The sequence below is a fragment of the Ancylobacter lacus genome (assembly GCF_018390635.1).
In the GTDB taxonomy this organism is placed as follows: Bacteria; Pseudomonadota; Alphaproteobacteria; order Rhizobiales; family Xanthobacteraceae; genus Ancylobacter; species Ancylobacter lacus.
This window is the reverse complement of sequence record NZ_JAHBGE010000047.1, coordinates 1-25,306: the sequence shown is the minus strand read 5'-3', so window position 1 is coordinate 25,306 and position 25,306 is coordinate 1. Positions and strand designations below refer to the sequence as shown.

18 protein-coding genes, 1 tRNA gene and 2 pseudogenes are annotated in these 25,306 nt (G+C 67.8%); 13 read left to right on the top strand and 8 right to left on the bottom strand.

The genetic code is table 11. The features are described 5' to 3' along the window. Positions 1 to 49: 49 nt before the first annotated feature. A complete protein-coding gene (locus KHC27_RS11585) occupies positions 50 to 1,750 on the top strand; it encodes a methyl-accepting chemotaxis protein (RefSeq protein WP_246519874.1) in 1,701 nt (566 codons plus the stop codon). A 44-nt stretch (positions 1,751 to 1,794) separates the two neighbouring features. Here KHC27_RS11585 and KHC27_RS11580 read toward each other — a convergent pair whose 3' ends face one another. Then, a complete protein-coding gene (locus tag KHC27_RS11580) occupies positions 1,795 to 2,694 on the bottom strand; it encodes a LysR family transcriptional regulator (protein WP_213339178.1) in 900 nt (299 codons plus the stop codon). A gap of 127 nt (positions 2,695 to 2,821) precedes the next feature. Here KHC27_RS11580 and KHC27_RS11575 point away from each other — a divergent pair, with 127 nt between their 5' ends. Together KHC27_RS11575 and KHC27_RS11570 are read left to right on the top strand one after the other, a co-directional pair. Next, the gene (locus tag KHC27_RS11575; protein WP_213339177.1) at positions 2,822 to 4,318 is read left to right on the top strand and encodes a CoA-acylating methylmalonate-semialdehyde dehydrogenase; all 1,497 of its coding nucleotides are present in this window, start codon (positions 2,822 to 2,824) and stop codon (positions 4,316 to 4,318) included. 138 nt (positions 4,319 to 4,456) lie between these two features. Further along, positions 4,457 to 5,077, top strand: a complete 621-nt coding sequence (locus KHC27_RS11570; protein ID WP_213339175.1) for a DsbA family protein — start codon at positions 4,457 to 4,459, stop codon at positions 5,075 to 5,077. Positions 5,078 to 5,225: 148 nt separating this feature from the next. Here KHC27_RS11570 and KHC27_RS11565 read toward each other — a convergent pair whose 3' ends face one another. After that, positions 5,226 to 6,131, bottom strand: a complete 906-nt coding sequence (locus tag KHC27_RS11565) for a hypothetical protein (RefSeq protein ID WP_213339173.1) — start codon at positions 6,129 to 6,131, stop codon at positions 5,226 to 5,228. A gap of 192 nt (positions 6,132 to 6,323) precedes the next feature. Here KHC27_RS11565 and KHC27_RS11560 point away from each other — a divergent pair. Next, positions 6,324 to 6,400, top strand: a tRNA-Arg gene (locus KHC27_RS11560). Positions 6,401 to 6,598: 198 nt separating this feature from the next. Here the strand turns inward: KHC27_RS11560 and KHC27_RS11555 are convergent. From KHC27_RS11555 to KHC27_RS11545, 3 genes are all read right to left on the bottom strand, one after another. Then, positions 6,599 to 7,549, bottom strand: a complete 951-nt coding sequence (locus tag KHC27_RS11555; protein ID WP_343210896.1) for an extracellular catalytic domain type 1 short-chain-length polyhydroxyalkanoate depolymerase — start codon at positions 7,547 to 7,549, stop codon at positions 6,599 to 6,601. A gap of 204 nt (positions 7,550 to 7,753) precedes the next feature. Further along, on the bottom strand, positions 7,754 to 8,671 hold the full coding sequence (locus KHC27_RS11550) for a hypothetical protein (protein ID WP_213339171.1): 918 nt from the start codon (positions 8,669 to 8,671) through the stop codon (positions 7,754 to 7,756). Positions 8,672 to 8,681: 10 nt separating this feature from the next. Beyond that, positions 8,682 to 9,053: a hypothetical protein gene (locus KHC27_RS11545; RefSeq protein ID WP_213339573.1), complete on the bottom strand. Its 372-nt coding sequence runs from the start codon at positions 9,051 to 9,053 to the stop codon at positions 8,682 to 8,684. A 446-nt stretch (positions 9,054 to 9,499) separates the two neighbouring features. Between KHC27_RS11545 and KHC27_RS11540 the strand changes: the two genes are divergently transcribed. From KHC27_RS11540 to nhaA, 5 genes are read left to right on the top strand one after another with little or no spacing between them, the layout of a single operon-like run. After that, the gene (locus KHC27_RS11540) at positions 9,500 to 9,796 is read left to right on the top strand and encodes a hypothetical protein (RefSeq protein ID WP_213339169.1); all 297 of its coding nucleotides are present in this window, start codon (positions 9,500 to 9,502) and stop codon (positions 9,794 to 9,796) included. A 20-nt stretch (positions 9,797 to 9,816) separates the two neighbouring features. Beyond that, the gene (locus KHC27_RS11535; protein ID WP_213339167.1) at positions 9,817 to 10,059 is read left to right on the top strand and encodes a hypothetical protein; all 243 of its coding nucleotides are present in this window, start codon (positions 9,817 to 9,819) and stop codon (positions 10,057 to 10,059) included. Beyond that, positions 10,056 to 10,334, top strand: a complete 279-nt coding sequence (locus tag KHC27_RS11530) for a DUF1488 family protein (protein WP_213339165.1) — start codon at positions 10,056 to 10,058, stop codon at positions 10,332 to 10,334. The genes KHC27_RS11535 and KHC27_RS11530 overlap by 4 nt, the downstream gene beginning before the upstream one ends. A gap of 25 nt (positions 10,335 to 10,359) precedes the next feature. Then, complete coding sequence (locus KHC27_RS11525; RefSeq protein ID WP_213339164.1) at positions 10,360 to 11,214, top strand: transglutaminase-like domain-containing protein; 855 nt, start codon at positions 10,360 to 10,362, stop codon at positions 11,212 to 11,214. Then, positions 11,214 to 12,503 carry a Na+/H+ antiporter NhaA gene (nhaA, locus tag KHC27_RS11520; protein WP_213339163.1) on the top strand — a complete coding sequence of 430 codons (1,290 nt, stop codon included), beginning with the start codon at positions 11,214 to 11,216 and terminating at the stop codon, positions 12,501 to 12,503. Before KHC27_RS11525 ends, nhaA begins: the two co-directional genes overlap by 1 nt. A 1-nt stretch (position 12,504) precedes the next feature. On the opposite strand, the gene KHC27_RS11515 is transcribed toward nhaA, so the two are convergent. After that, positions 12,505 to 13,404: a transglutaminase family protein gene (locus tag KHC27_RS11515; RefSeq protein WP_213339162.1), complete on the bottom strand. Its 900-nt coding sequence runs from the start codon at positions 13,402 to 13,404 to the stop codon at positions 12,505 to 12,507. 765 nt (positions 13,405 to 14,169) lie between these two features. Here KHC27_RS11515 and KHC27_RS11510 point away from each other — a divergent pair. From KHC27_RS11510 to KHC27_RS11500, 3 genes are all read left to right on the top strand, one after another. Next, positions 14,170 to 14,427: a hypothetical protein gene (locus KHC27_RS11510; RefSeq protein ID WP_213339160.1), complete on the top strand. Its 258-nt coding sequence runs from the start codon at positions 14,170 to 14,172 to the stop codon at positions 14,425 to 14,427. A 105-nt stretch (positions 14,428 to 14,532) separates the two neighbouring features. Continuing rightward, complete coding sequence (locus KHC27_RS11505; protein WP_213339158.1) at positions 14,533 to 23,085, top strand: GH36-type glycosyl hydrolase domain-containing protein; 8,553 nt, start codon at positions 14,533 to 14,535, stop codon at positions 23,083 to 23,085. A gap of 199 nt (positions 23,086 to 23,284) precedes the next feature. Further along, positions 23,285 to 24,316, top strand: a complete 1,032-nt coding sequence (locus tag KHC27_RS11500) for a sensor histidine kinase (RefSeq protein ID WP_213339156.1) — start codon at positions 23,285 to 23,287, stop codon at positions 24,314 to 24,316. 98 nt (positions 24,317 to 24,414) lie between these two features. Here the strand turns inward: KHC27_RS11500 and KHC27_RS11495 are convergent. Continuing rightward, positions 24,415 to 24,603 (bottom strand): annotated as a pseudogene (locus KHC27_RS11495) (DUF932 domain-containing protein); the annotation flags it as partial. On the opposite strand from KHC27_RS11495, the pseudogene KHC27_RS22110 reads away from it, so the two are divergent. Then, positions 24,584 to 24,673 (top strand): annotated as a pseudogene (locus KHC27_RS22110) (IS5/IS1182 family transposase); the annotation flags it as partial. The pseudogenes KHC27_RS11495 and KHC27_RS22110 sit on opposite strands and share 20 nt — an antisense overlap. A gap of 9 nt (positions 24,674 to 24,682) precedes the next feature. On the opposite strand, the gene KHC27_RS11490 reads toward KHC27_RS22110, so the two are convergent. Next, positions 24,683 to 25,306 (bottom strand): ATP-binding cassette domain-containing protein (locus KHC27_RS11490; RefSeq protein ID WP_213339154.1); only part of this gene is annotated, 624 nt, incomplete at its 5' end.

The following is a 25,306-nucleotide window of genomic DNA, read 5'->3' as shown; positions in this document are numbered from 1 at the left end:
GCGGGCCAGCGTGGCGCCGCACCAACCCCACAACCCGCCAGGCGTCGCCATGTCGTTCAAGAACTGGTCCATACTCGGGAAGATATCGCTCATCATCGGGCTGCTCGGCCTCTGCTCGACCGGCTGCACCCTGTTCGCCGGCCAGCGCTACAGCCACATGCAGGCCGCCTATACCGAGGTGATCGAGGGCGACGCCAAGGCTGCCGTGGCCCTCGCCCGGATGAACCGGCAGGTGGTGTGGACCGAGCGCTCGCTGTTCCACGCCATCGGCTCCACCTCGCAGGAGGAGAACCGGGCGGCGGAGCAGGAGCTGAAGACGGGCCTCGAGGAGCTGCGCGCCTATGCGGCGACCGCGGCGGAGAAGGCGCCCGACCACGCGGCCGCCATCGGCGACATCGCGGCCGCGGTCGACACCGCGGTCCAGCAGGCCTGCGGCCCCACCGTCAAGGTCGCCCTCGCCGCCGTCACCGCCGAGGACAATCGCCGCGCCGACCAGATGATGCGGACCGACTGCGAGCCCGCGCTCGACCAGGTGCGGCGCGAACTGGTGACCCTCACCGGCGACCTCACCCATGAGATGGAAGAGCGCGAGGCGGCGCTGCACCAGGAGGCGTCCGACACCCTGTTCGAGATGTATGCCGGCACCGCCATCGCGATCGGCGCCTGCCTGCTGCTGGCCTTCGTGGTGGCCCGGTTCGGCATCGTCACGCCGCTGGTGCGGATCGTCGACACCATGGCGACGCTCACCGCCGGCCGGTTCGAGACCGCCGTGGCCGGCACCGAGCGGGGCGACGAGGTCGGCCGGCTCGCCAACGGGCTGGAGCGCTTCCGCCGCGAGCTGATCGAGAACCAGCGCCTGCGGGAGCAGGCGGCGCTGGAAGAGAAGCGCGCCGCCGAGCGCCTGCGGGCCGAGAAGGAGAGCATCGCCAGCGAGTTCGAGCGGCGGATGGGCGCCCTCGCCGCCTCCTTCAACAGTTCCTCCACCGAAGTGGCGCAGGCGGCGAACAGCCTTTCCGCCGCCGCCGAGGAGACCACGCGCCAGGCCCACGCCGTCTCCCACGCCGCCGACGAGGCCTCGAGCAGCGTGCAGACCGTCGCCGCCTCGGCCGAGGAGATGTCCTCCTCGGTCCGCGAGATATCCCAGCAGGTCTCCCGCGCGACGGAGATCGCGGCCGCCGCCTCGGAGGAATCGAGCCGGACCCAGGCCCACATCGTGGCGCTGACCCAGGCCGCCGCGCAGATCGGCGAGGTGGTCGGCCTCATCACCACCATCGCCTCGCAGACCAACCTGCTGGCGCTCAACGCCACCATCGAGGCGGCGCGCGCGGGCGAGTCCGGCAAGGGTTTCGCGGTGGTGGCGCAGGAGGTGAAGCAGCTTGCCGGCCAGACCGCCAAGGCCACCGAGGAGATCGCCAGCAAGGTCGCGGAAATCCAGAACGCCACCGAGCGGTCGGTCACGTCCATCGACAACATCGTCGGCACCATCGGCCAGATCCGCGCCGCCTCCGCCGCCATCGCCTCGGCGGTCGAGGAGCAGGGCTCGGCGACGCAGGAGATCGCCTTCAACACCCAGCACGCCGCGCGCGGCACGGTGGTGGTGAACCAGAGCATCTCCGGCGTTGGCGAGGCGGCGGAGACCACCGGCGCCGCCTCGGTCCAGCTCCAGGGCCTGTCGCAGGCGCTCTCGAGCCAGGCCGCCGACCTCAACCGCGAGGTGCGCCGCTTCGTCGAGAGCCTGCGGGCGGCGTGATCCGTTGAAGAGCGGCCATCGCGGCACCCGCCGCCGCGGTGGCCTCAACCCGGCTCCGGGGCGGCGATGAAGCGGCCCCGCTGCTCACGGAACAGCGCCACCAGAAAGTCGTGGCACGCGGCGATGCGGGTGAGACCCCGGGTATCGGGATGGGCGAGCAGGTGGTAGCTGCGGCGGAACCCGACGCCGGGCAGGATGCGCACCAGCTCGGCAACGTCCCGCGCGGCGAAATCGTGCAGCACGCCGATGCCGACCCCCGCCCGCACCGCCGCCATCTGCCCGACCACGCCGGCGCAGCGGAACACCCGCCGCGCATGGGCCTCCAGCACATGGGCGTAGTCCAGCGAGGAGGCATAGGCGTAATCCTCCACCCCGGTGACGAGAAGATGCCCGCCGATCTCCTCGAGCGTGGCGGGCACGCCGTGGGCCCGGGCATATTCCCGCGCGGCATAGACGCCCAGCGTATAGTCGCCGAGCCGTGAGACGGTGAGCCGGCCTTCCGCCGGGACATCCAGCGCGATGGCGAGGTCGGCCTCCCGCTTCGAGAGCGAGAAGGCGCGGGGCAGCGGCACCAGCTCCACCACCAGATCGGGATGGCGCCGGGCGAAGCGGCCGAGTTCCGCCGCCAGCAGCAGGTTGCCGAGCCCGTCCGGCACGCCGAGCCGCACCGTGCCGGAGACCGAGGCCCCGGCGCTGCGGGTGGCGTCGGCGATGCCGAGCAGTTCCGCCTCCACCCGCTCGGCCGCGGGCAGCAGCCGCTCGCCGGCCTGGGTCGGCACCGAGCCGGTGGGGCGGCGGTCGAACAGGGGGGTGCCGAGCGCGGCCTCCAGCGCGTCGAGCCGGCGGGCGACGGTGGCGTGGTTCAGCCCCAGCCGCCGCGCCGCCGCCAGCATCTGCCCCTCACGCGCCACGGCGAGGAAGACGCGCAGCAGGTCCCAATCCATTATTCAAATTCCGCACAATGCTTGCGCCGAATGGGGCGTTGATGTGCGTAAAACGCTACAGCAGAAAGAGGCCTCCCAGCAAGCCGGCGGCCCCCGCCGCGCCGGCGCTCCCCGCGAGGTCGCTTCCATGGTCGAGAGCATCCCCCACTTCATCGGCGGCCGCCGCGTCGCCGGCACCGGCCGCACCGCGCCGGTCTTCAATCCCGCGACCGGCCGGCAGACTGGCGAGGTCGCGCTCGCCTCCGCCGCCGAGGTGCGCGAGGCGGTCAAGACCGCCGCCGCGGCCGCCGCGGGCTGGGGCGAAACCACCCCGCTGCGCCGCGCCCGCATTCTCAACCGGTTCCTGCGCATCCTCGAGGAGCGCACCGACCAGCTCGCCGCCGTCATCACCGCCGAGCATGGCAAGGTGCTGTCCGACGCGGTGGGCGAGATCCAGCGTGGCATGGAGGTGGTGGAATTCGCCACCGGCGCGCCGCAGCTTCTCAAGAGCGAGATGAGCGAGAGCGTCGGCACCCGGGTCGACTGCCACGCGCTGCGCCAGCCGCTCGGCGTCGTCGCCGGCATCACCCCGTTCAATTTCCCCGCCATGGTGCCGATGTGGATGTTCCCCGTCGCGCTGGCCTGCGGCAACGCCTTCGTCCTCAAGCCCTCGGAGCGCGATCCCTCGGCCGCGCTGCTGCTGGCGGAATGGCTGAAGGAGGCCGGCCTTCCCGACGGCGTGTTCACGGTCCTCAACGGCGACCGCGAGGCGGTGGAGGCGCTGCTGGCCGACCCGGACGTGCAGGCGGTGAGTTTCGTCGGCTCCACCCCGATCGCCCGCCACATCTACGAGACCGCGGCGAAGCACGGCAAGCGCTGCCAGGCGCTGGGCGGCGCCAAGAACCACATGATCGTCATGCCCGACGCCGACATGGACCAGGCGGTCGATGCGCTGATGGGCGCGGCCTATGGCTCGGCCGGCGAGCGCTGCATGGCCGTCTCGGTGGCGGTGCCGGTGGGCGAGAAAACCGCCGAGGCGCTGATCGAGAAGCTGGCGCCGCGGGTGCGGGCGCTCAAGGTCGGCCCCGGCACCGATCCCGAGGCGGAGATGGGCCCGCTGGTCACCCGCCAGCACCTCGACAAGGTGCGCTCCTATGTCGATGCCGGCGAGGCGGCGGGCGCCACCGTGGTGGTCGACGGCCGCGGCCTGAAGCTGCAGGGCTATGAGGACGGCTACTTCATCGGCGGCACGCTGTTCGACAACGTCACCCCGGAGATGAGCATCTACCGCGACGAGATCTTCGGCCCGGTGCTCGCCGTGGTGCGCGCGCCCGACTACGCGACCGCCGCCACGCTGATCAACGAGCACGAATTCGGCAACGGCACCGCCATCTTCACCCGCGACGGCGACGCGGCGCGCGAATTCGCCCATTCCATCAAGGTCGGCATGGTCGGCATCAATGTGCCGATCCCGGTGCCGGTGGCCTATCATTCCTTCGGCGGCTGGAAGGCCTCGCTGTTCGGCGACCACCACATGCACGGGCCGGAAGGCGTGCGCTTCTACACCCGGCTGAAGACCATCACCACGCGCTGGCCGACCGGCATCCGCGCCGGCGCCGAATTCGTGATGCCGACCCTGAAGTGAGGGCTGCGCGCGGCCGGGGCGGGGCAGGGCGCCCCGGCCGCGCGGAAGTGATCGAGGTAGCGCTGTACGAGCCGCCCCCTGTCATGGGAAAGGAACGGCAGCGGCGCGCGGCGCCGCGTGGCCGCGAGGGAACCGCCCATGGACCGCAGGAGCTTTCTTCCCCTCGCCGCCGGCCTGCTGGCGGCCCCGTTCGTTCTGCCGCGCCGTGCCGGCGCCCAGAACATCGACGCCCAGGCCATCCTCAAGGACCCGGAATCGCCGGTGGCCGGCAATCCGAAGGGCGATGTCACCATCGTCGCCTTCTTCGACTACCGCTGCGTCTACTGCAAGAAAGCCGAACCCGAGCTGGAGGCTCTCCTGAAGGAGGACCGGGGCATCCGCCTCGTCTACAAGGACTGGCCGATCCTCAGCAAGGAATCGGTCTATGGCGCGCAGATGGCGCTCGCCGCGCGCGAGCAGGGCAAGTACCAGATCGCCCATGACACGCTGATGGCCATGCCGGGCCGGCTGATGACCGACGAGCGCATGCGCGAGGCGCTGGCCGGCGCCGGCATCGACATGGCCCGGCTCGACGCCGACCTCAAGGCGAAGATCCGCACCATCGGCGCCCTGCTCCGGCGCAACAACGACCAGGCCACCTCGCTCGGCCTCGAAGGCACGCCGACCTTCCTCATCGGGCCGCTGCGCACGCCGGGCCTCGATCTCGACGGCTTCCGCCTGGCGGTGGCCGAGGCCCGCCACCGCCAGGCGGAGCCGTGATCCCGCCGGTCGGCGGATGGCGCCGCAGGGCGCCTGACAACCGGCCAGTGCCCCGCTGATCGCCCGAGCCGCGATCCGCCGCCACAGGGGGCCGGCCGGGTCGATGTGGCGAGGGCGGCCCTGCGGCGGAGCCGAGCGCGGCCGCGCCTCAGCCCAGCGCGCCGGCCGCCAGCGTCAGGATGATGATCTTGCGGGTCGAATCCGGCATCGCCTCGGGCGCGACGATGTCGGGCTGGAGCTTGGGGAAGCTGGCGCGCAGGCTGGCCATGAGCTTGTCGGCGATGGCCTTGGTCGCGGGGTGGTAGGAGATGGAGGAGGTCGGCGGCTCGAACAGCCCGTCATCCGAAATCCCGACGCTGAAGCCGAGGCCCTCCAGCGTCTTCTGCAGCCTGGTCAGCCGCTCGCCCGCGATGTTCTGTGCCGGCGCGAAGATGCGCACGGTATAGCCGGTGCCGAGCAGGGCGCCGGCCACCGGCGCCGCGCCGGCATCCGCGGCCGGCGTTGCCGCGTTCGCGGCCGCGGGGGCCTGGCTCGTCGGGTTCGGGGTGGCCGGGTTCGGCTGCGGCGCGGCCGGGGTGCTGACGGAAGGCGATGGGGCGGGGGCCATCGCCTCGCTCGCGCCGGAGGCTTCCGGCGTGAGCGAGGGCATCGAAAGCTCCGGCGCGGAAATGGCCGGGCCGGCGGGCGGTTCCCCGGAGGCCGCCGGGCCGGGCTGCGCGGCGGGCGGCGCGGCCGGGGGTGGAGAGGCTGCCGGCGGCGCCGCGTCGGCGGGTGCGGGGGCCGGGGGCGCGGCCGCGGCGGCGTCCAGCGCCGTCAGCGCGTCCCTCATCTCGGCCTGGGCGATGGCGAGCTGCTGAACCTCGGCATCGAGCTGCTGCACGCGATGGCCGAGATAGGTCGCCGCCGCCCCCAGCAGCAGCACGAGCGACAGCGCGGTGACCCCGAGGCCGATCCCCCAGGCGCCGGCGGCGCCGGGCCCGGCCGGGCGCGGCACGGGGCGCTCGGCAGGCCGGCGGCGCCCGCCTTCGGGCAAACGATCAGGCGAAGCGGGCATCATCCATCTCCCCGACAGGTACGGATGCAGCCGAATAGCATCAGAATGCCCCGCCGTGAGCCCCCTTCCGCCCGCCTGCCCGTCTCCTCCCCCGAACCGTCACGGTGGATCACGCACAAGCCCTGTTGCCGGCATCCCTGCCCTCGGCTATGAAGACGGCGTCTCTCCGGGCGGCCCACGCGCCGCCCGCGGGCACCCGTAGCTCAGCTGGATAGAGCGTTGCCCTCCGAAGGCAAAGGTCGCACGTTCGAATCGTGCCGGGTGCGCCAATGCTGCTTTTGATTGCGCCGGTTCTGAAGGACCTAAGGCGGTCAAAACGAGCGGTATCTAGTCTGAACCGCCCCGGGTTTGCCGGAGGCCAGATGGCTTGAGTCACGCAGGCATGGCGGGCGGTTCATCGCGGCAGGTCTGCTGATGCGTTGCGCTGCCAAAAGCCGGGAATGCCCTTAAATCGGTCGCAGCCCGCTTTACGAAATCTGCCAGAACTGCGCGATTTCTCGCGTGGAGGATACACCTACGGCCAGCATATGAGGGCCAGCCGATCCCAGATCATCCCCCACAGGCGCGCCGTGGCCCATGTCCCGCAACGTATTCACTTCCACAAGGGTATTGCCCTTCTCGTCGCACCAGCTCTGACGGGCGCGGATGCCGAGGGTTTCCGACCGGTCCGGCACCGCGCCGAGATCGTGAATGCCGCGCCACTGGGCGGAGATGTGATCGGCATTGGAGGGTGCAACCGTGTGGTCGGCGGCACCCTGCCATATCGTGATGCTGGGCCAGGGGCCGCCATGGCTGGAGGCCGACCGCAGGAGGACGAGAAGGTCCGCGTCAGAGGTCGCCCGCGATCCGCGCATGCAGTCGAGGGCTTCAGACACCGTCTTGGCCCCACCATAGGCCAGGCCCGCAATGACGGCGCCGCTCGCGAACACCTCGGGATAGGTTGCGAGCATGACCGCGGCCATGGCGCCACCTGCGGACAGGCCTGTGATGAAGATGCGATCACGGTCGAGATCGTGCCTCACGATCAGCGCCTCGATCATCTGGCGGATGGAATGCGCCTCACCGCCATCGCGGCGGATGTCGCCGGGCCGGAACCAGTTGAAGCAGCGATTGGGATTATTGGCCTGTTGCTGCTCCGGATAGAGCACCGCAAAGCCGGCCTCATCCGCCAGTCGCGACCAGCCCGCATGGTGATCGTACGCGGCGGCGGACTGAGTGCAGCCATGCAGGACCACCACCAGCGGAGCGTGGGGCGGACACGAGCCAGGCATGTGGTAATGCGCGCCCAATCCGCCGGGATTGGATCCGAAGTCGTCCAGCGCGGCAAGGCGCCCGACAGGGGCGGCGGCGCTCTCTTCCAGGGACATCCAGTAGCGCAGCCCGGACAGGTGCACGAAACGTTCGGCGAGGCTTTTCATCGGGGCATCCTTGTCGTGGAGCCCGCTGACGCGTGGAGCGGGATCGCTTGACCGATGGCTTTGCGCCACATGGGCAAAGATGGCCCGGCTCGCCAGGAGGCATGACTACACGGACAACGCCACGCGATTCAAAATGTTGCTGCGTCGCACAATAATGCTGGTGTTGATGTGACCGGCCCCGCGAGGGGCCGGTCGGTGCTGGCTTCAGAGCTCGATGCGCCGGGGCAGATGTCCGTTGTCGTCCCGCTGGCGCCCGCCTATCACGGCGGCGACACAGGCAATGAAGCCGCCGATCACCAGAGAGAGCGTGCCCAAGAGAGCGAAGGTGGCGCCGGCCTTGCGCGCCTTCTCCGCTGTCTCCTGAGCCTTCATCCGGGCGTCGTTGACGCGGGCGAGAACCCCGTCCACCCGAGCGGTGGCGTCGGCGGGGGAGAGTCCCGTCCTGCTGGCGACCAATTGGGAGAGATAGGCCTTGTCGTCCGCGGTGACCGCGCCTGAGAGGGCGCCCTCGGCGAGGATGCGCGAAGCCTGGGCTGCGGCGCCGCCATCGGTGTCTGCGGCGGGGTTCGCCTGCGCCGCCGTGCCCTCGCGGAACAGGAGGTCCACGAAGTAAGACGCGGGATTGGCGCCCCTGCTCGAGGGAGCATTGGCGGCCCCTGCCGAGGCCCCCATGGCGGCTCCGGACGCGACGTTCGATGCCGCCCGCATGCCGGTGCCGAGAACGCCGGACATGGCGCCGCCGATCAGCATGACGATCAGCAGGGTCGAAAGGGCCCAAGTGACCAGGCCATGTGCGCTGTCGCGGAAGAAGGTCTCATCGTGGGCATCTCCGCCGCGCCGGGGCCGCAGGCGCCCCGCCAGATAGCCGCCGGTGCCCGAGGAAAGCCATTGCACAATCACCAGCCAGATGGCCGTGGAGACGGCGAAGGTGGAAAGGCTGGTGCTCTCACTGGCCCAGGGCGAGACGATGGTGAGGCCGAGGCCGGAGCCCAGAAGCATCAGAACGAAGGTGAGCGCGGCCGCCGCGACAGCGCCCGCCACGACAGCCCCCCAATTCATCGAAGGGGCCCGTGCAGCAAGGGAAGCGGTCGCGGCGATGGCCGCTGGGTAGGTGGATGTCATCTGGGAGCTCCTAGCGAAGAAAAAGAACGAGGAGAATGATGATCGGGATCGGAATGCCGATCAGCCAAAGAAGAATTCCGCGACCCATGGTGAGCTCCTTTGTAGACTGCGTGCCCGGTGATTGATGATCGCGCCAACAGGTCAGATCATCCTGGCGCATATGCGGGCTGAACACGCCGCCACGTGCATCGGCGCCGTCGGGTGATGCCGGCAGATCGGACCGGAACAGAGGGAACCCGCTACGGGTGAAGGGCGTGGCTGTTCCGGCGCCCTGGCCAACGGTCTTCCAAGCGTTTGCTTTGCCATGGAAACAGTTCTGCAGGGCCTGACCGGGAGCGCAGAGTTTCACAGCGTAAGGGTTTGCAAAAAGCTCAATCCTCAAAGCGGATGCGCAGTTCCCGTTTATTTGGCATTGGTCGAATATATTTTCCGTTTGATTTTTGAGGGCGGATACAAAATTAATAAAAATGAACGTGTGTCATAAATTTATTGACTTTTTCGCGATTTTATTTAGGGTCTGCGATAGAACAATGGCTCGTGGCATGCGCCAACCTCAACGCGGCAGGTGGATCTGGGAGTGGACCCGGCCAACGCCGTTGCGAGGGCGCCGTCCCCGGAGGTCGCGAGCCGAGTGACCACCGCTCTGGCGTGCGCGGATGTCCGGGATTTCATTGCCATCAGGCAAGGCAAAGGGCGCGCCCCCATGTGGTGCAGGTCCCTCGCAGCGAACACGGATCAGTCGGGATGTCCTTTACGCACCCCGGCTGCCCACGCCTCACACGCCGCGGGTTCTCAGTTTGCCTCGGCTCTCCAAGGAGGAGACACATCGTGACAACATCTTTCCCCGCCCGTGCTGGTGCTTCCCGTTTTTCCGAACCCATGCGCCGCTTTTCCATCGGCCAGTCGGTCCGGCTCCTCAGCGGGTATGGCAACCCCGCGCAGAAGCTCGACGATGTTTACCGGATCACAGGTTTGATGCCGGCCTTGGGCGCCTCTTTTCAATACCGCCTGCGCCAGGACAGCGAGGCGTTCGAGCGGGTGGCGACGGAAGACAGCCTGGACCTGGTGCGGATCGAAGAGCCTGGCGAGGGCACGTCCCCGGCGCGGTCCGGGGGGCGGACCTGAGCATCGGGCTGTGACGCATCATGCGGATCGTGATCACGTTTTTTCGCATCCGGCCCGAAGACGGGGCGCACGCGCAGGTAGGCCGCGAAGTCGGTGTGGTGCGCAACCTTGATGAGGCGCTCACCTTGGCGAGCGTCCTCGCCCGGTCGCTCGACATGCCGCAGCGACCCGATGCCGTGACCATTTTCGACGAAGCCGGGCGCGAACTCCATTCCTGCGCCTTCGCTCTTCTCCTGCCGTCCCATGAAAGGCGCACGCCATGACGCTGGCATTTCCCAACCACAGCCGCAGTTTCGACAAGGCCCGCAACGCCGTCCGCTTTGCCGGCCATGACGGCATGTTTGAAATCCCGTTCCTCGTCGAGATGGGCGCGCTCGGGGCCTCCTCCGCAGCGGCGCACCTGACGGGCCTTGAGGAAGATGCCTGTCTCTCCGCCTTCGACCGGCGGCGCAACGCCGTCCACGCCGCGGCCTCCAAGGTCTATGCCGGCGGCCCGCGCCGTCCCTACTACGTTCTCACGGCGGCGGATATCCGATGACCCCTCCTCATGTCAGGATGTACCCGTGCTGATCCGATACGGTTACGAAATCACGCTGACCTGCCCGCAGCCAACCGCGCTTGTCTGCCTGCTGTCCCTCCACGATGAACGCGGGCCGGATATTCGATCGCCGGAAACCTTCTTCACCACCCCACCCGTGCCAAGCACGGTCTATCGGGACCTCTTCGGCAATCGGTGCCGCAGGCTGGTGGCGACGCCCGGCGACTTCATGATGTGGGGAGATGCCACGCTCGAGGACAGCGGCCTTCCCGCTCCGGCGATGACTGCCGCACGCGAGGTGCCCGTCCCCGAACTGCCGGATGACTGCCTCATCTATCTGCTGGGCAGCCGCTATTGCGAGACCGATCGCCTCAGCCAGATTGCGTGGGACATGTTCGGCGCGATTGCGCCGGGATGGGGCCGGGTGCAGGCGATCTGTGACTTCGTGCACACCCATATCCGCTTTGACTACATGCAGGCGCGCTCCACCCGGTCCGCATTCGAGGCGTTCGAGGAGGGCGTGGGCGTCTGCCGGGACTTCGCGCACCTCGCCCTGACCTTCTGCCGCTGCCTCAACATTCCCGCGCGCTATGTGAACGGGCATCTGGGAGACATCGGCGTGCCAGTGGTGGATCCCATGGATTTCAGCGCCTGGATCGAAGTCTATCTCGACGGTCGCTGGCATGCCTTCGATCCCCGCAACAACGTGCCGCGCATCGGCCGGATCGTCGTCGCCCGGGGCCGCGATGCGGCGGATATCCCGCTCATCAATTCCTTTGGCCCCCATGTGCTGAAATCCTTCCGGGTCTGGACCTATGAGGTGCCCTACGTGGCGGTCGTTCCGACGCCATGGGCCGCCCTTCCGGACGAACGACACTGATGAGCGAGGCGATGGGGCGCCTGCCCTCTGAGCCGGCCGACTGGATCACCCAAGCCTTCAAGCGGTTCATGAGCATCGAGGCCATGGCCGGTGCCATCCTGCTTGGCTGCACGGTGGTCGCCCTTGTTCTCGCCAATACGGGCCTGTCCGAAGCCGTGACCGGCTTCTGGGAGATGAAGATCGGCCTGCAGGCCGGCGGCGTCGAGGCGGTCCGCTCGCTCAAGCAGTGGATCAACGATGGGTTGATGACCCTCTTCTTCTTCCTGATCGCCCTTGAGCTGAAGCGTGAACTGGTGCTCGGCGAACTGCGCCAGCTGCGGGCCGCGGCACTGCCGCTCGCTGCGGCGATGGGCGGCATGGTGGTGCCGGTGGCGGTCTTTCTGCTGGTGATGCAGGGCGGGGTGGGGGCCGTCGGCTGGGGCACCGTGATGTCCACCGACACGGCCTTCGTCATCGGATGCCTGGCGCTGCTCGGCTCCCGTGTGCCGGAAACCCTGCGCCTCTTCATCCTTTCGCTGGCCATCTTTGATGACGTGGGCGCCATTCTTGTCGTAACCATCGGCTATAGCCATGGCCTCAACGTCATCGCGCTTGGTGCCGCAGGCTTAGGTCTCGCCGCAGTGTGGGGCGTGGCGCGGTTCGGGGTGCGGAGCTTGTTCGTTTATTTCGCGCTCGGCGGCTGTATTTGGCTGGCGTTCGACCTGTCGGGCGTCCATGCGACTCTCACCGGCGTGCTCCTCGGCCTCATGACGCCAGCGCGAAGCTGGGTCAGTGATCTCAGGCTGCACGCCATTCTGGACCGGGTGACGGCCTATCCCCCTGGCGAGCGCTGGGAGGCGGGGACCAGGGCGCGGGGCGATCTCCGGCGGGTCGGCGTTGCCGCCCGCGAAGCCCTGTCCCCGATCGAACGCCTCGAAATCCTGATGCACCCCTGGGTGGCTTTCATCATCATGCCCCTGTTCGCGCTCGCCAATGCCGGCACGTCATTCGGCACGGTCGGCTTCGACGCCACGCTCACCCTTGCCATTGTGGCGGCCTTCGCGATCGGAAAGCCCGCGGGCGTCCTTCTGTTCAGCTTCCTTGCGGTGCGCCTGCGGCTGGCCGTCCGCCCGTCGCAACTCAGCTGGGGCCTGATCGCGTCCGGCAGCCTGCTCACGGGCATCGGCTTCGCCATGGCCCTGTTCATCGCCGAACGGGCCTTCGCGCCGGCCCTGCAGGACACGGTCAAGCTCGGCATCCTCATCGCATCCAGCGTTTCGGCGGCGATGGGCCTTGCTGCTCTGGCTTAGGTTACAATGCCCCGAAGGGTGCCGCAAGGGCCGACGATTGGTCCCGTACCTCAACCTCGACGGACATGAAATCGAATGCGTCGCTCGTGCCGGCGAAACTGCCTGTCACCGGCATCACCTGGCGCATGGTGCGCCCCACTGCCACGGGGATTAGATTGGCACCGCCCACGCTGCGGTTGGTCGGATCGAACGTGATCCAGCCGGCGCCGGGAACATAGACTTCCGCCCAGGCATGGGTTGATCCAGCGCCCCCGCTGCCTGTCCCCTCCAGGGTGGGGTTGTGCATGTATCCGGAGACGACGCGTGCGCCAAAACCCAGGATCCGGACGGCTTCCACCAGCAGCAACGCCATGTCCCGGCACGATCCCCAACCGCGATCGAGCGTCTGGACGGGTGTCTGAGTGCCCTCGTCGTCCCGCTCCTGGTAAGAGATCCAGGCGGTCACCCCGCTATTGAGGTCCTTCAGCAGCGCCAGGGTGTCGGTGGAGGCGCCGCGCACGAAGGCTTGGCTCCAGGCCCGCAGCCGTCCAACGGGGTCATTGTATTGAGGGCTGGCCAAGGCGCCGAGGTCTGCCCATTCGTCCGCGCTGTAAACAAACGGGTAGGTGATCGCCGATGCAGCAACATCGAACACCGGCCATTCCACAGCGTCGAGCTCGATCTCGGCAAGGCTGTCGATCGACAAGTGGTCGGTGAAGTTCTGAAAGGTCGCGGTCGCAACCGCATTGCCGGATACGTCGTGTGCCCATGTGAGAGCGGCGCGCGGTTCAATGGACACCGTCATGGCGTTGAGGCGCAGCTCCCGAGATTCGCGCGGACGCACCATGAGGCGATGCGCGCCCAGGAGTACGGGACGGTGATAATGGTAGATCGTGCGATGATGGATGCTGAGCGTGATCACAGGCCTCTCCGTATTCGGGCAGATCGGCACGATCCGCGCCCCCGGGGGCGGACCGCCGAAAGTGGACGCCGCCCTGGAACGGGCACCGCACGGGCCTCTTCCTGCTCAGCTTCCGTTTCAAATTCTGCTTTCTTGGGGGGCGATCGCGCGCTTCTGGTGCGAGATTATTTCCCTTGTAATAATATAGTCCATCATCCATAATTACTAATGAAAATAAATATCGAAATTTATCTGAATTAAAAACCCGAACTGACTGTCATTTGACCGGCGTATCGCGTGGAGTTTCCAGGAATACGCCACATTTGGTGTCTGGGTTTTTGGTGCCTTATGTCTGACCGGGCGGTGTTTCCCCGACATGGGCGGCTGAGGCCGTGGATTTCGAAGCTCGGGGGACGATCCCTCGTCCGTGATGGCTAAGCCGATGCCCTTGGTGCTCGAGAGCGCACGGGCCAGGGGCGTTGAAATCGATACGTTAGGAGCGTGAGTCGCAACCCGCGCCGGCGGTGCGACTGCGCGCGACACCCGGATCGGCGGCGTCGATCCAATGGCCTGCGCCGTCGCCATCCCGGTCGCGGGATGGTCCTCGTCCTGAGTTCTCCAGCAACCCTAAATGTTGAGGTAATGACAATGGCTAAAGGCCAAGTGCGCGGCAACCGCGAAGCCAAGAAGCCGAAGAAAATCAAACCGCCCGTGGAGGCGTCCACGGCTGCGAAAGGCTCCGTGACTGCCATCGCGCTACCGAAGAAGAAGGGGTGACGGGCCACCATGGCCACCCGCACCAAAGAAATGACGGTCTCATTCCGTTACCCCTTTTCCCTCAAGGCCCTCCGGGAGGAGCAGCCTGCCGGCCGCTACCTTGTGGTGATTGATGAGGAGGACATCCCGAACATCAGCTTTCTCGCCTATCGACGCACCGCGACGATGCTGCATACGCCGGCCGTGGATGTGCAGGGCGCAAGCCAAGTGTTCGTGGTGAATTACGATGAACTGATGCAGGCCCTCGCAGCGGACGAGGGCAGATAGTTTTCACGGTCAATGAGGTGGTGGAATGAGCGTTGAACGCATTTGGGGCACGGTCTCCCTTCTCCGGTCTGCGGGGGCCCGGTCGCTCCAAGCTGGCCTTCGGGCATGACCGCGCGGGCCGAACGCTTTCCGAATCCGCTTCATTTCCTGTCCGCTGCCATCGGCCTGAACCCGAAACGTCCGCTCTGGGCGGATCAGCATCCGATCCGCGAGGAGTTGTTCGGCGCCGAGCGCCTGGAACAGCATGCCCGCAGCCTGGCGGCCGCTCAGCCCGTCACATCCCGTCCGCCCAAGGTGCCGCACCTGAACGGGCGCCTGAAGGAAAATGCCGCGGTTCTCCTCTCCGCGTATCGCAAAACGGCGGCGGATGCGGAAGGCGGGCGGTCAATCGCGCCTGCCGCTGAATGGCTCCTGGACAATTATCATCTGGTGGAAGAGCAGGTCCGTGAAATCCGCGATGACCTGCCCATCGGCTATTACCGGCAATTGCCCAAGCTCGCGGACGGCCCGCTCGCGGGCTATCCCCGTGTCATCGGCCTCGCCTGGGCCTATGTGGCGCATACGGACAGCTATTTCGACCCTGAGATGCTGCGACGCTTTCTTGCGGCGTACCAGCAGGTCGAGCCTCTGACTATCGGCGAATTGTGGGCCGTGGCCATCAGCCTGCGCATCGTTCTGGTGGAAAATTTGCGGCGCCTTGCGGACCAGATCACCGCCGGGCGCCAGTGGCGACACGAGGCCGACGTCCTGGCCAGTCAGCTGCTTGCCGCCGGCGAGGCCTCCGTGGCGCTTGACGCGGATTTCCTCACCCGGTCGTCGGAGCCGCTGGACGAGGTGTTCGCCGCGCAGCTGTCCAAGCGGCTGCGGGACCAGGATCCCCGCACCACCCCCGGCCTCGCCTGGCTGGAGGTCCGGCTCGCGGCGCAAGGCGCCTCGATGGAGAGCGTCGTTCAGCACGCTCAGCAGCGGCTCGGCGCGTCCAATGTCAGCGTGCGCAACGTCATCACCAGCATGCGCCTGATCTCCGACATCGACTGGGCCGATCTGTTCGAAAGCGTGAGCCTCGTCGACAGGCGCCTGCGGGCGGACAGTGCCTTTGCGGCGATGGATTTTCCGACACGCGACCTCTACCGGGGCGCAATCGAACAGCTTGCCCGCCATTCGCCGGTGACGGAGCTGGACGTCGCCGGCCTGGCCTTGGCGGCTGCGGCGGCCTCGCCCGCCGCCCTGGACGGCGTCTGTGAACCCGCCGGCGACCCCGGTCACCACCTCATCGGCCATGGCCGGGTGGCGTTCGAGGCCACGATCGGCTTTCGACCGCCGGCCAAGGCTCGGCTCACGCGCCTGAGCATCCGCCTGGGCATCATCGGCTATGTGGGGACCATCCTGGCCGTGACGCTCGGTCTCCTGGCCCTGGCGCTCTGGGCGGTTTCCGCGGCTGGCCTCTCCGGTATCTGGCTCGCCGTCTTCGGGATTGTGGGCCTGCTTCCGGCCAGCGAGGTGGCGACGGCGCTGGTGAACCGGGGCGTGGCGTGGCTGTTCGGCTGCGCCATCCTGCCGGGTCTCGAGCTTGCGGAGGGAGTTCCCGCCTCCCTGCGCACGCTGGTGGCGGTGCCGACCCTGCTGACCCATGCGGCGGATCTGGAAGAGCAGATCGAGCAACTCGAAGTCCACTATCTTTCAGGCGCCGCCGGCGACCTCACCTTTGCGCTGCTGTCGGATTTCCCGGATGCCGATGGCGAGGTCCTGCCGTCCGATGCCCCGCTGCTGGACCGGGCGGCGCAGGCGATCGCGCACCTCAACCAGCGCCATGGCCCCGGCCCGGCCGGCGACCGCTTTCTCCTGCTGCACCGGCATCGCCGCTTCAATCCGGGCGAAGGCAAATGGATGGGATGGGAGCGCAAGCGCGGCAAGCTGCATGAATTGAACCGCCTGCTGCGCGGCGCGCCGGATACCTCGTTCATGGCCATCGCCGGCCGTGCCCCCTGGGTGCCGGCGGAAGTGCGCTACGTGATCACGCTCGACGCCGATACACGGCTGCCGCGGGATGCGGCGCTGCGGCTCATCGGCAAGATGGCCCATCCCCTCAACCGGCCGATCTTCGACCCGGCCGCGCAGCGTGTGACGGGGGGCTATGGCATTCTCCAGCCGCGCGTCACACCCTCTTTGCCCATCGGACGCGAGGGGTCTTTCTACCAGCGGGTCATCTCCGGTGGCGATGGCATGGACCCTTATGCGGCAGCCGTTTCCGACGTCTATCAGGACCTCTTCGGCGAGGGCTCCTATACCGGCAAGGGTATCTATGAGGTGGACGCCTTCGAGGCGTCGCTTGCCCGGCGCATTCCGGACAACACGCTGCTCAGCCACGACCTTCTGGAGGGCATGTTCGCCCGCGCAGGATTGGCCTCGGACGTGGAGGTCGTGGAAGAATTTCCGTCCCGCTACGACGTGGTTGCCCGTCGGCAGCACCGCTGGATGCGCGGCGACTGGCAGCTTCTGCCCTGGCTGATCGGCGGGCGCACGGTGCCGGGCGTCGTGATGCCGGTGGGTCGCTGGAAGATGCTCGACAATCTGCGGCGCGCGCTGCTCGCTCCGTTCACGTTCCTTGCGCTTTGGCTGTGCTGGCTGTTTCCCCTGCCGGCCGCGCTCACCGGCACCGCGCTCCTGGTTTTCGCCCTTGCGGTGCCCGCCCTCCTGCCGGTTCTCTTCAACTTCATGCCGCCCCGCCCCGGCTTGCGCGTGCGCAGCCACTTTCTTCAGGTGCTGGACGACCTCAGGCTCGCCGCCTCGCAGACTCTTTTGTCCCTCGCCTTCCTGGCGGATCAGGCCTGGTCCGCGGGGGATGCGGCGGTTCGCACACTCGTGCGGCTGTTCGTGACGCGGCGACATCTGCTGGAATGGGCCACGGCGGCCACATTCTCGGCGGGGCCCCGCCTGACCCTGTCGGGCTTCTGCCGGCAAATGGCCGGGGGAATGGGGCTCGTGACGGTCGCGGCTGCGGCCGCGTTGTTCCTGGCGCCCGGCACATGGCCGCTGATCCTGCCCCTCGCGCTGCTCTGGCTCGCCGCGCCGGCCGTGGCCCTGGTGGTCAGCCGCTCGCCCAGCGTGCCCGTCCGCCTCGCCATCGGCCCGTCCGATGCAGCCGCCTTGCGGCTGATCGCCCGGCGCACCTGGCGCTATTTCGAGACATTCGTCACGCCCGACGACAACATGCTGCCCCCTGACAATTTCCAGGAAGTGCCACGGCCCGTCCTCGCGCATCGGACCTCGCCCACCAATATGGGCCTCTATCTGCTCTCGGCGGTGGCCGCGCGGGATTTCGGCTGGGCGGGGACGATCGAGACGCTCGAACGGCTGGAAGCCACATTCGCCACTTTGAAGAAGCTGCCCCGTTTCCGGGGACACTTCTTCAACTGGTACGGCACCCGGGATCTCGCGCCTCTGCCACCCGACTATGTCTCGTCGGTGGACAGCGGCAATCTTGCCGGACATCTCATCACGCTGGCCAATGCGTGCGAGGAATGGGTCCAGGCGCCGCTCGCCGCCGACGCCTTGCAAGGCATTGCCGACACCCTTGCGCTGGCGCGCTCGGCCTGTGCCGCGCTGCCGAGCGCGGGCAGCCCCTCTGCCCGGGCGCTGGAGGAGGTGCTTGCTGAAATCGATGGGCAGTTAACGGGCACCCAGACCGTGGAGGTGATGACACCCGTGCTGAAGCGCCTGGTGGACAAGGCGTCCCGGCTGGCGCTTCAGGTCGCGCCGGCGACGGGGGAGGATCCATCGGCGGATGTGGCTTTCTGGATCGAGGCCATCGGACGGGCGGTCAACAGCCATGACCAGGATCGCCTTCGCCTGCGTATGCCGGGCGTAAGTGAAGACACTCCCGCGCGGCTCACCGCGCTCGCCGCCACCGCCCGCGCCATGGCGCTGGAGATGGACTTCGCCTTCCTGCTGGATCCCGAGCGCAAGCTGCTGTCCATCGGCTATGCGCTGACCGAGAATGGCCTTGATCCGAGTTGCTATGACCTGCTGGCCTCCGAGGCCCGGCTTGCGAGCCTGTTCGCTATCGCCAAGGGGGACGCGCCCACACGCCACTGGTTCCGGCTCGGGCGCCTCGCCACGCCGCTGGGCAATGCGTCCGCTTTGATCTCCTGGTCGGGGTCGATGTTTGAATATCTCATGCCCTCGCTGGTAATGCGGGCACCGAGTGGCAGCCTGCTCGAACAGACCAGCCGCCTGGTGGTGGAGCGGCAGCAGGCCTATGGCCGGTCCCTTGGCGTGCCGTGGGGAATGTCCGAGTCCGCCTACAATGCGCGGGACATTGAATTTACTTACCAATATGGCAATTTCGGCGTCCCCGGGCTCGGCCTCAAGCGTGGCCTGGCCGAGAATATCGTCGTTGCGCCCTATGCGACGGGCCTGGCCAGCATGGTCTCGCCCGAGCACGCGGTCCGAAACTATGACCGCCTCACCGAGATGGGAGCGCGCGGGCGCTATGGCTTCTATGAAGCCCTCGACTTCACGCGCACCCGCGTGCCCGACGGCGAGGACGCCGCCATCGTCCGCAGCTTCATGGCCCACCACCAAGGCATGACCATTGTTGCCGTTGCCAATACGCTGCGGGACGGCGAAATGCGGAGCCGTTTTCACCGCGAGCCCATGATCCGCGCCAGCGAATTGCTCCTCCAGGAACGGTCACCGCGCGACGTCTTCATAGCCCGCCCGCGCGCGGAGGAGGTCCGTGCCGCCGCGGTGGTGGCCGGGGACGACTCAACCACCGTGCGCCACCTGACATTGCCCTTGTCAGGTCCGCCGGTAACGCATTTGCTCTCCAACGGAAGCTATACCGTCATGCTGACAGGAGCCGGCGGCGGCTACAGCCGCTGGCGCGACATTGCGGTGACACGCTGGCACGAGGACACCACCCGCGATGACAGGGGATCCTTCATCTTCCTGCGGGACCTGAGGCGCGGCACCTTATGGTCGCCCACCAGCCAACCGCAGGGTGGCGACGACGCGCATGGAGATGTCCTGTTCGGCGAGGACCATGCCGAGTTCATCCGCCAGGATGCCGGCCTCACCACCACCATGGATGTGATCGTCTCCGGTGAGCACAATGGCGAGGTGCGGCGGGTTTGCCTGACCAATACCGGTCGACGCGCGCGGGAGATCGAGCTGACCTCCTATGCCGAGCTGGTCCTCACGACACCCGCCATCGACACGGCCCACCCCGCCTTCGCCAAGATGTTCGTTCAGACCGAGCACCTGCCGGAATTCGGCGCCCTCGTCGCGACACGGCGTCCTCGCGCTCCGGGCGAACCGCGCATCTGGGCGGCGCACTTTATGGTGGTGGAAGGCGAGAGCGCTGGCGACCCGCAATACGAGACCGACCGCGCCCGCTTCATTGGCCGTGGTCGCACCGTTGCGACGGCCCGCGCCATCACGGACGGCGCGGCGCTCTCCCAGACGGTCGGCACGGTACTCGATCCCATCTTCTCGCTGCGCCAGAGCGTGCGCATCGCACCGGGCCGGAGCGCCCGCATCGCCTTCTGGACGGTGGTGGCGTCGACGCGCGAGGAACTGATGGGCCTCATCGACGCCCATCATGACCGCAATGCCTTCGACCGTGCCCGAACGCTGGCCTGGACGCAGGCGCAGGTACAGCTGCGCCACATCGACGTGGATCTGGCCGAGGCCTCGGATTTCCAGCGGCTCACCGCCCCGCTGCTTTGTATGGATCGCCGGTTCAGGTCCTCCTCCGAGATCATCCGGCGCGGTGCCGGGCCACAATCCGGTCTGTGGCAGCACGCCATCTCCGGCGACCTGCCGATCGTACTCATGCGCATTGATGAAATTGAGGATATCGCGCAGGTTCGGCAATTGCTGCGCGCCCGCGAATACTGGCGGATGAAGCGCCTCGCCATCGACATCGTGATCGTCAACGAGCGCGCGGCCTCCTATGTGCAGGACCTGCAGATTGCCATCGAAACGGCAGCACGGACCCAGGAGACCCGCCCGCCATTGGGCGACGCGCAGGTCTTGGGGGCCGTCCATGTGCTGCGCGCCGATCTCATGAGCATCGAGTCCCGCGACCTCCTTCAATCCGCCGCGCGCGTGGTGCTGCTGGCCCGGGGCGGGCCGCTGGCCGACCAGCTTGCCCGGATCGGCCGCGCATCCGGGGCGCTGCTGCCGCACCGGCCCGCGCAGCCCAGGCCGGCCCCTGCGAACGCGGCTCGCCCGCCGCCGGTGCTTGAGTATTTCAATGGGCTGGGCGGCTTCGACAAGGACGGGCGGGAATATGTCACCGTCCTTTCCAACGGCGACACAACCCCGGCGCCCTGGATCAACGTGATCGCCAATGAGGGCTTCGGCTTTCAGGTTTCGGCCGAGGGCAGCGGGTTCAGCTGGGCGGGCAACAGCCGCGAGAACCAGTTGACCCAGTGGTCGAACGATCCTGTCGTGGATCCACCCGGCGAGGCCTTCTATGTCCGCGACGAGGCCACGGGCGAGCTGTGGAGTCCCACGGCGCAGCCGCTGCGCGACTCAGGGACCTATGTGGCCCGGCACGGCTTCGGCTACAGCCGCTTTTCCCATGAGTCGAACGGCCTCGGCCTCGACCTGCTCCAGTTCGTGCCGCTGGACGACCCGATCAAGATTTCCCGCCTGACGCTCACCAACCTCTCCGGCCGGCCGCGGCGGCTCTCCGTCACCGCCTATGCGGATTGGGTCCTCGGCACGTCGCGCGGGGCGTCCGCCCCCTTCATTCTTACCGAGATCGATCCGCACAGCGGCGCGATGCTGGCGCGCAACCGCTGGAGCACGGCCTTCGGCTCCCGTGTCGCCTTTCTCGATCTTTGCGGGCGGCAGACCGCCTGGACAGCGGACCGCACCGAATTTCTGGGCCGTGGCGGCAGCCTTGCCGCGCCGCTCGGTCTTGCGAGCGGCCGGCCCCTATCCGGCATCACCGGCGCGGGCTTCGATCCCTGTGCCGCCCTTCAGACGGTCGTCGAGCTCGGCATTGGCGAAAGCATCGAGGTGGTCGCGTTCCTCGGGCAGGGCGCGTCCGTTGAGCAGACCCGCGCGTTGATCACCGCCTACCGTCAGGCCGACCTCGACGCGGTGTTGGCCGCGGTGACGGCGCACTGGACGCAGGTGCTCGGGACCGTGCAGGTGAAGACGCCGGACCGGGCCATGGACATCATGCTGAATGGCTGGCTGCTGTATCAGACACTCGCCTGCCGCATCACCGCGCGCTCCGGCTTCTATCAGGCCAGCGGCGCCTATGGCTTCCGCGACCAGTTGCAGGACGGCATGGCCCTGACGCTGGCCCTGCCCAAGGAGACCCGCGCCCATATCGTGCGTGCCGCCGGCCGGCAGTTCGTCGAAGGCGACGTCCAGCACTGGTGGCTGCCGCAAACGGGGCAGGGCGTGCGCACCGCCATCTCCGACGACGTGGTGTGGCTGGCGTTCGCCACCGCGACCTATATGGAGTCCACGGCGGATGCCTCGATTCTGGACGAGGTCGTTCCTTTTCTCGAAGGGCCGGCACTGCAACCGGGCCAGCACGACGCCTTCTTCCTGCCGATGCCCTCCGAGGAGCGCGCAACCCTGTTCGAGCACTGCGCGCGCGCTCTCGATCGCGCGGTGGCGCTCACCGGCGCGCTCGGCATGCCGCTCATGGGAACCGGCGACTGGAATGACGGCATGAACCGTGTCGGCGAGCAGGGGCAGGGGGAGAGCGTCTGGCTCGGCTGGCTGCTCATCCGCACCATCGAGATGTTCGCGCCGTGCGCCGAGGCGCGCGATCCCGCGCGCGCCCGCCGCTGGCGGGACCATGCGCAATCGGTGACCCGATCCATCGAGCGTTCCGCCTGGGATGGCGAATGGTATCGCCGCGCCACCTTCGACGACGGCACGTGGCTGGGCTCGAAACTCAACGCGGAATGCCGCATCGATTCCATCGCGCAATCCTGGGCCGTTCTCTCCGGGGCAGCGGATGGGTCGCGGGCCGAGGCCGCCATGGCCTCCCTCCAGCGCCACCTGGTCCGTGTGGAGGACGGGATCGCCCCCCTGTTCACGCCGCCCTTCGACCGGACGCCGCTCGATCCCGGCTATATCAAGGGCTACCCGCCGGGCCTGCGTGAGAATGGCGGGCAATATACTCACGCCGCCATGTGGGCTGTTCTGGCCTTCGCCAAGCTGGGGTCCGGCGACCGGGCGCACGCGCTGTTCTCGCTGCTCAATCCGATCAATCACGCCCGCACCGCTGAGGAGGCGGGGCGCTACAAGGTCGAGCCCTATGTGGTCGCGGCCGACGTCTATTCGGTGGCGCCCCATGTGGGCCGCGGCGGCTGGTCCTGGTACACGGGGTCGGCCGGCTGGATGCAGCGGGCCGGCATCGAGGGCCTGCTCGGCCTGAGGCGGCAGGGTGAGTGGCTTTTGGTGGAGCCGTGTATTCCCGCCACTTGGCCGGGCTTTTCCGCCACGGTGCGCCTGGACGGGACCGTGTGGCACATCGAAGTGCGGTCAGGACCGGCGGAGGGCGACGGGGCACCGGGCCTGGTGCTGGATGGCCGGCGCGGGCCACTGCCGGAAGGGCCGGTGCGCATTGCCCTCGATGGCCGGTCGCACGAGCTACTCGTGTGGCAGGGCACGCGATGAGCTGTCCCCCGCCCCCGCCCCGGCCCCCCGCGCACCAAGCTCAGCAATACGCGCGCACGTTGCGCCACCTCCAGAATACCGCCAGGATTTCAACCGATGTGCTAAGGTTCGGACCAGCCTCAGCCCGAGCTATGAACGGGGCCGGCGCCGCCGAGTGATGACACGCCCCGCGCGTTTTCGGCTCATGAAAGCGTAGGCTGTGACACTGGAACCGACTGCGCATTTCGAGGCGGCGAGCACCATTGCGGTCGTGGTCTCGTCGAACGAGCCGCTCTTGTTCCTGCACGCAGATCAGACGCTCATTGCCGCCAGCACGTCCTTCTGCCGCACCTTCCAGATCGATCCGGCGACGATCCCGGGTCGCCGGCTGAGCCAGCTGGGGCAAGGGGAGTGGGGCCTGCCCACGCTGGCTTCGCTTCTCAAGGTTGTGGCGGCGGGAGGCACCGGCATTGATGCCTATGAAATGGACCTTGTGCGGCCGGGCCAAAGCTCACGGCGCCTGGTGATCAATGCACGCCGGCTGGAAGATGGGGACATGGATCGAACCCGTCTGCTCATGGCCGTGAGCGACGTCACCGACGCACGCGCCGAGACGCGGCAGCGCGAAGACCTCGTGCGGGAGAAAGCGATCCTGCTGCAGGAAATCCAGCATCGGGTGGCGAACAGCCTCCAGATCATTGCCAGCGTGCTCATGCAGAGCGCCCGGCAGGTTCAGTCGGAGGAAGCGCGCGGGCACCTCCAGAACGCCCATTTCCGGGTCGTCTCCATCGCGGCGGTTCAGAAGCACCTCGCGGCCTCGGACACAGGGCAAGTTGAGCTTCGGAACTATTTTACCCAACTGTGCGAGAGCCTCGGCGCCTCAATGATTGCCGATCCGGCTCGGTTGTCGATCATCGTGTCGGCGGATGACAGCGCCGTCGAGGCGGCCAGCTCCATCAGCTTGGGGCTGATCGTCACGGAGCTGGTCATCAATGCGCTGAAGCATGCCTTTCCCGATCAGGCAAAGGGTCGGATCGGGATCGACTACCGTTCGTCCGGCAAGAACTGGACCCTGTCGGTGTCCGATGACGGCATCGGCCTGCGGAGCGGGACGGATGCACCCAAGGCGGGCCTTGGCTCCCGGATCGTCGAGGCGCTGACCCGAAATCTGGGCGCGACCCTCACCGTGAGCGATGCCCATCCTGGCGCCGTGATCACGATCCGCCACGCGGACGACGCCTCAGTGATTTAGCGGATGTCGAACCGCACGATGGCCTTGCCGCGTAGGTTCTTCGTCTTGAGCGTGGCTCGGGTTGTGCCGGCCATGATGTCTTTGAGGGCCTTGTTCATGTCCGCGTCAGTCAGGTCCTTCACACGCCGCGTGGTGTCGACACGCGGATTGTAGGTTCCCGTCGACCAGTCGAGCGCGCCCGGCGCCTTCCAGCGCATATCGCCGGTGCCGTTGCCGGCGATGCGCTGTACCGCCTTGACCAACTCGCGATTACAGATCCGGCGATACTTCTGGCGCGTTGCCACACGATACGACCGCAACGCCGTCAACGTCCTCGCGGCCGTCCGCGTCGCCGCGACCGTCAGCCACCGGTTATGAGTCTGGACCCTAGACGCTGACACGCTGCCCGGCTGTGCCTTTGTCATGCTCCCGGCGCTCCCGGCGCTCCCGGCGCTCGCGCCAGCCCGTGAGCCAGCCGGCATCGAGTTCGGGAACCGCGTCGAGCAGCCGCGCGGTCTCGGCGTCGAAGGGCGGGGCCAGCGCCTCGCGCGTCGGGCCCTGCCGAATGATGCGCCCGCGCGCCATGATCGCCACGGAATGGGCCAGCGCGCGCACGATGGCGATATCGTGGGTGATGAACAGGAGCGCGACGCCGGTCCGTGCCTGGAGCCGCGCGAGAAGATCGAGCACGCCTTCGGCGACCAGCGGATCGAGCGCCGAGGTCGGCTCGTCGCAGACGATCACATCCGGCTCGGCCGCCAGCGCGCGGGCGATGCAGACGCGCTGCTTCTGCCCGCCGGACAGCGCGGCGGGGTAGCGCGCGAGCAGGGCCGGATCGAGCTCGACCGCCTCCAGCAATGCCTCGACGCGCCGCTTCCGCGCCGCTCCGCCGCGCACGCGGTCGTAGAGCGCAAGCGGCCGGGCGAGCACGGTACCGACCGTCTGGCGGGGATTGAGTGCGGATTCCGACGTAACCGGCCACCTATTCCAATCATTATCCGGCCACCGTTC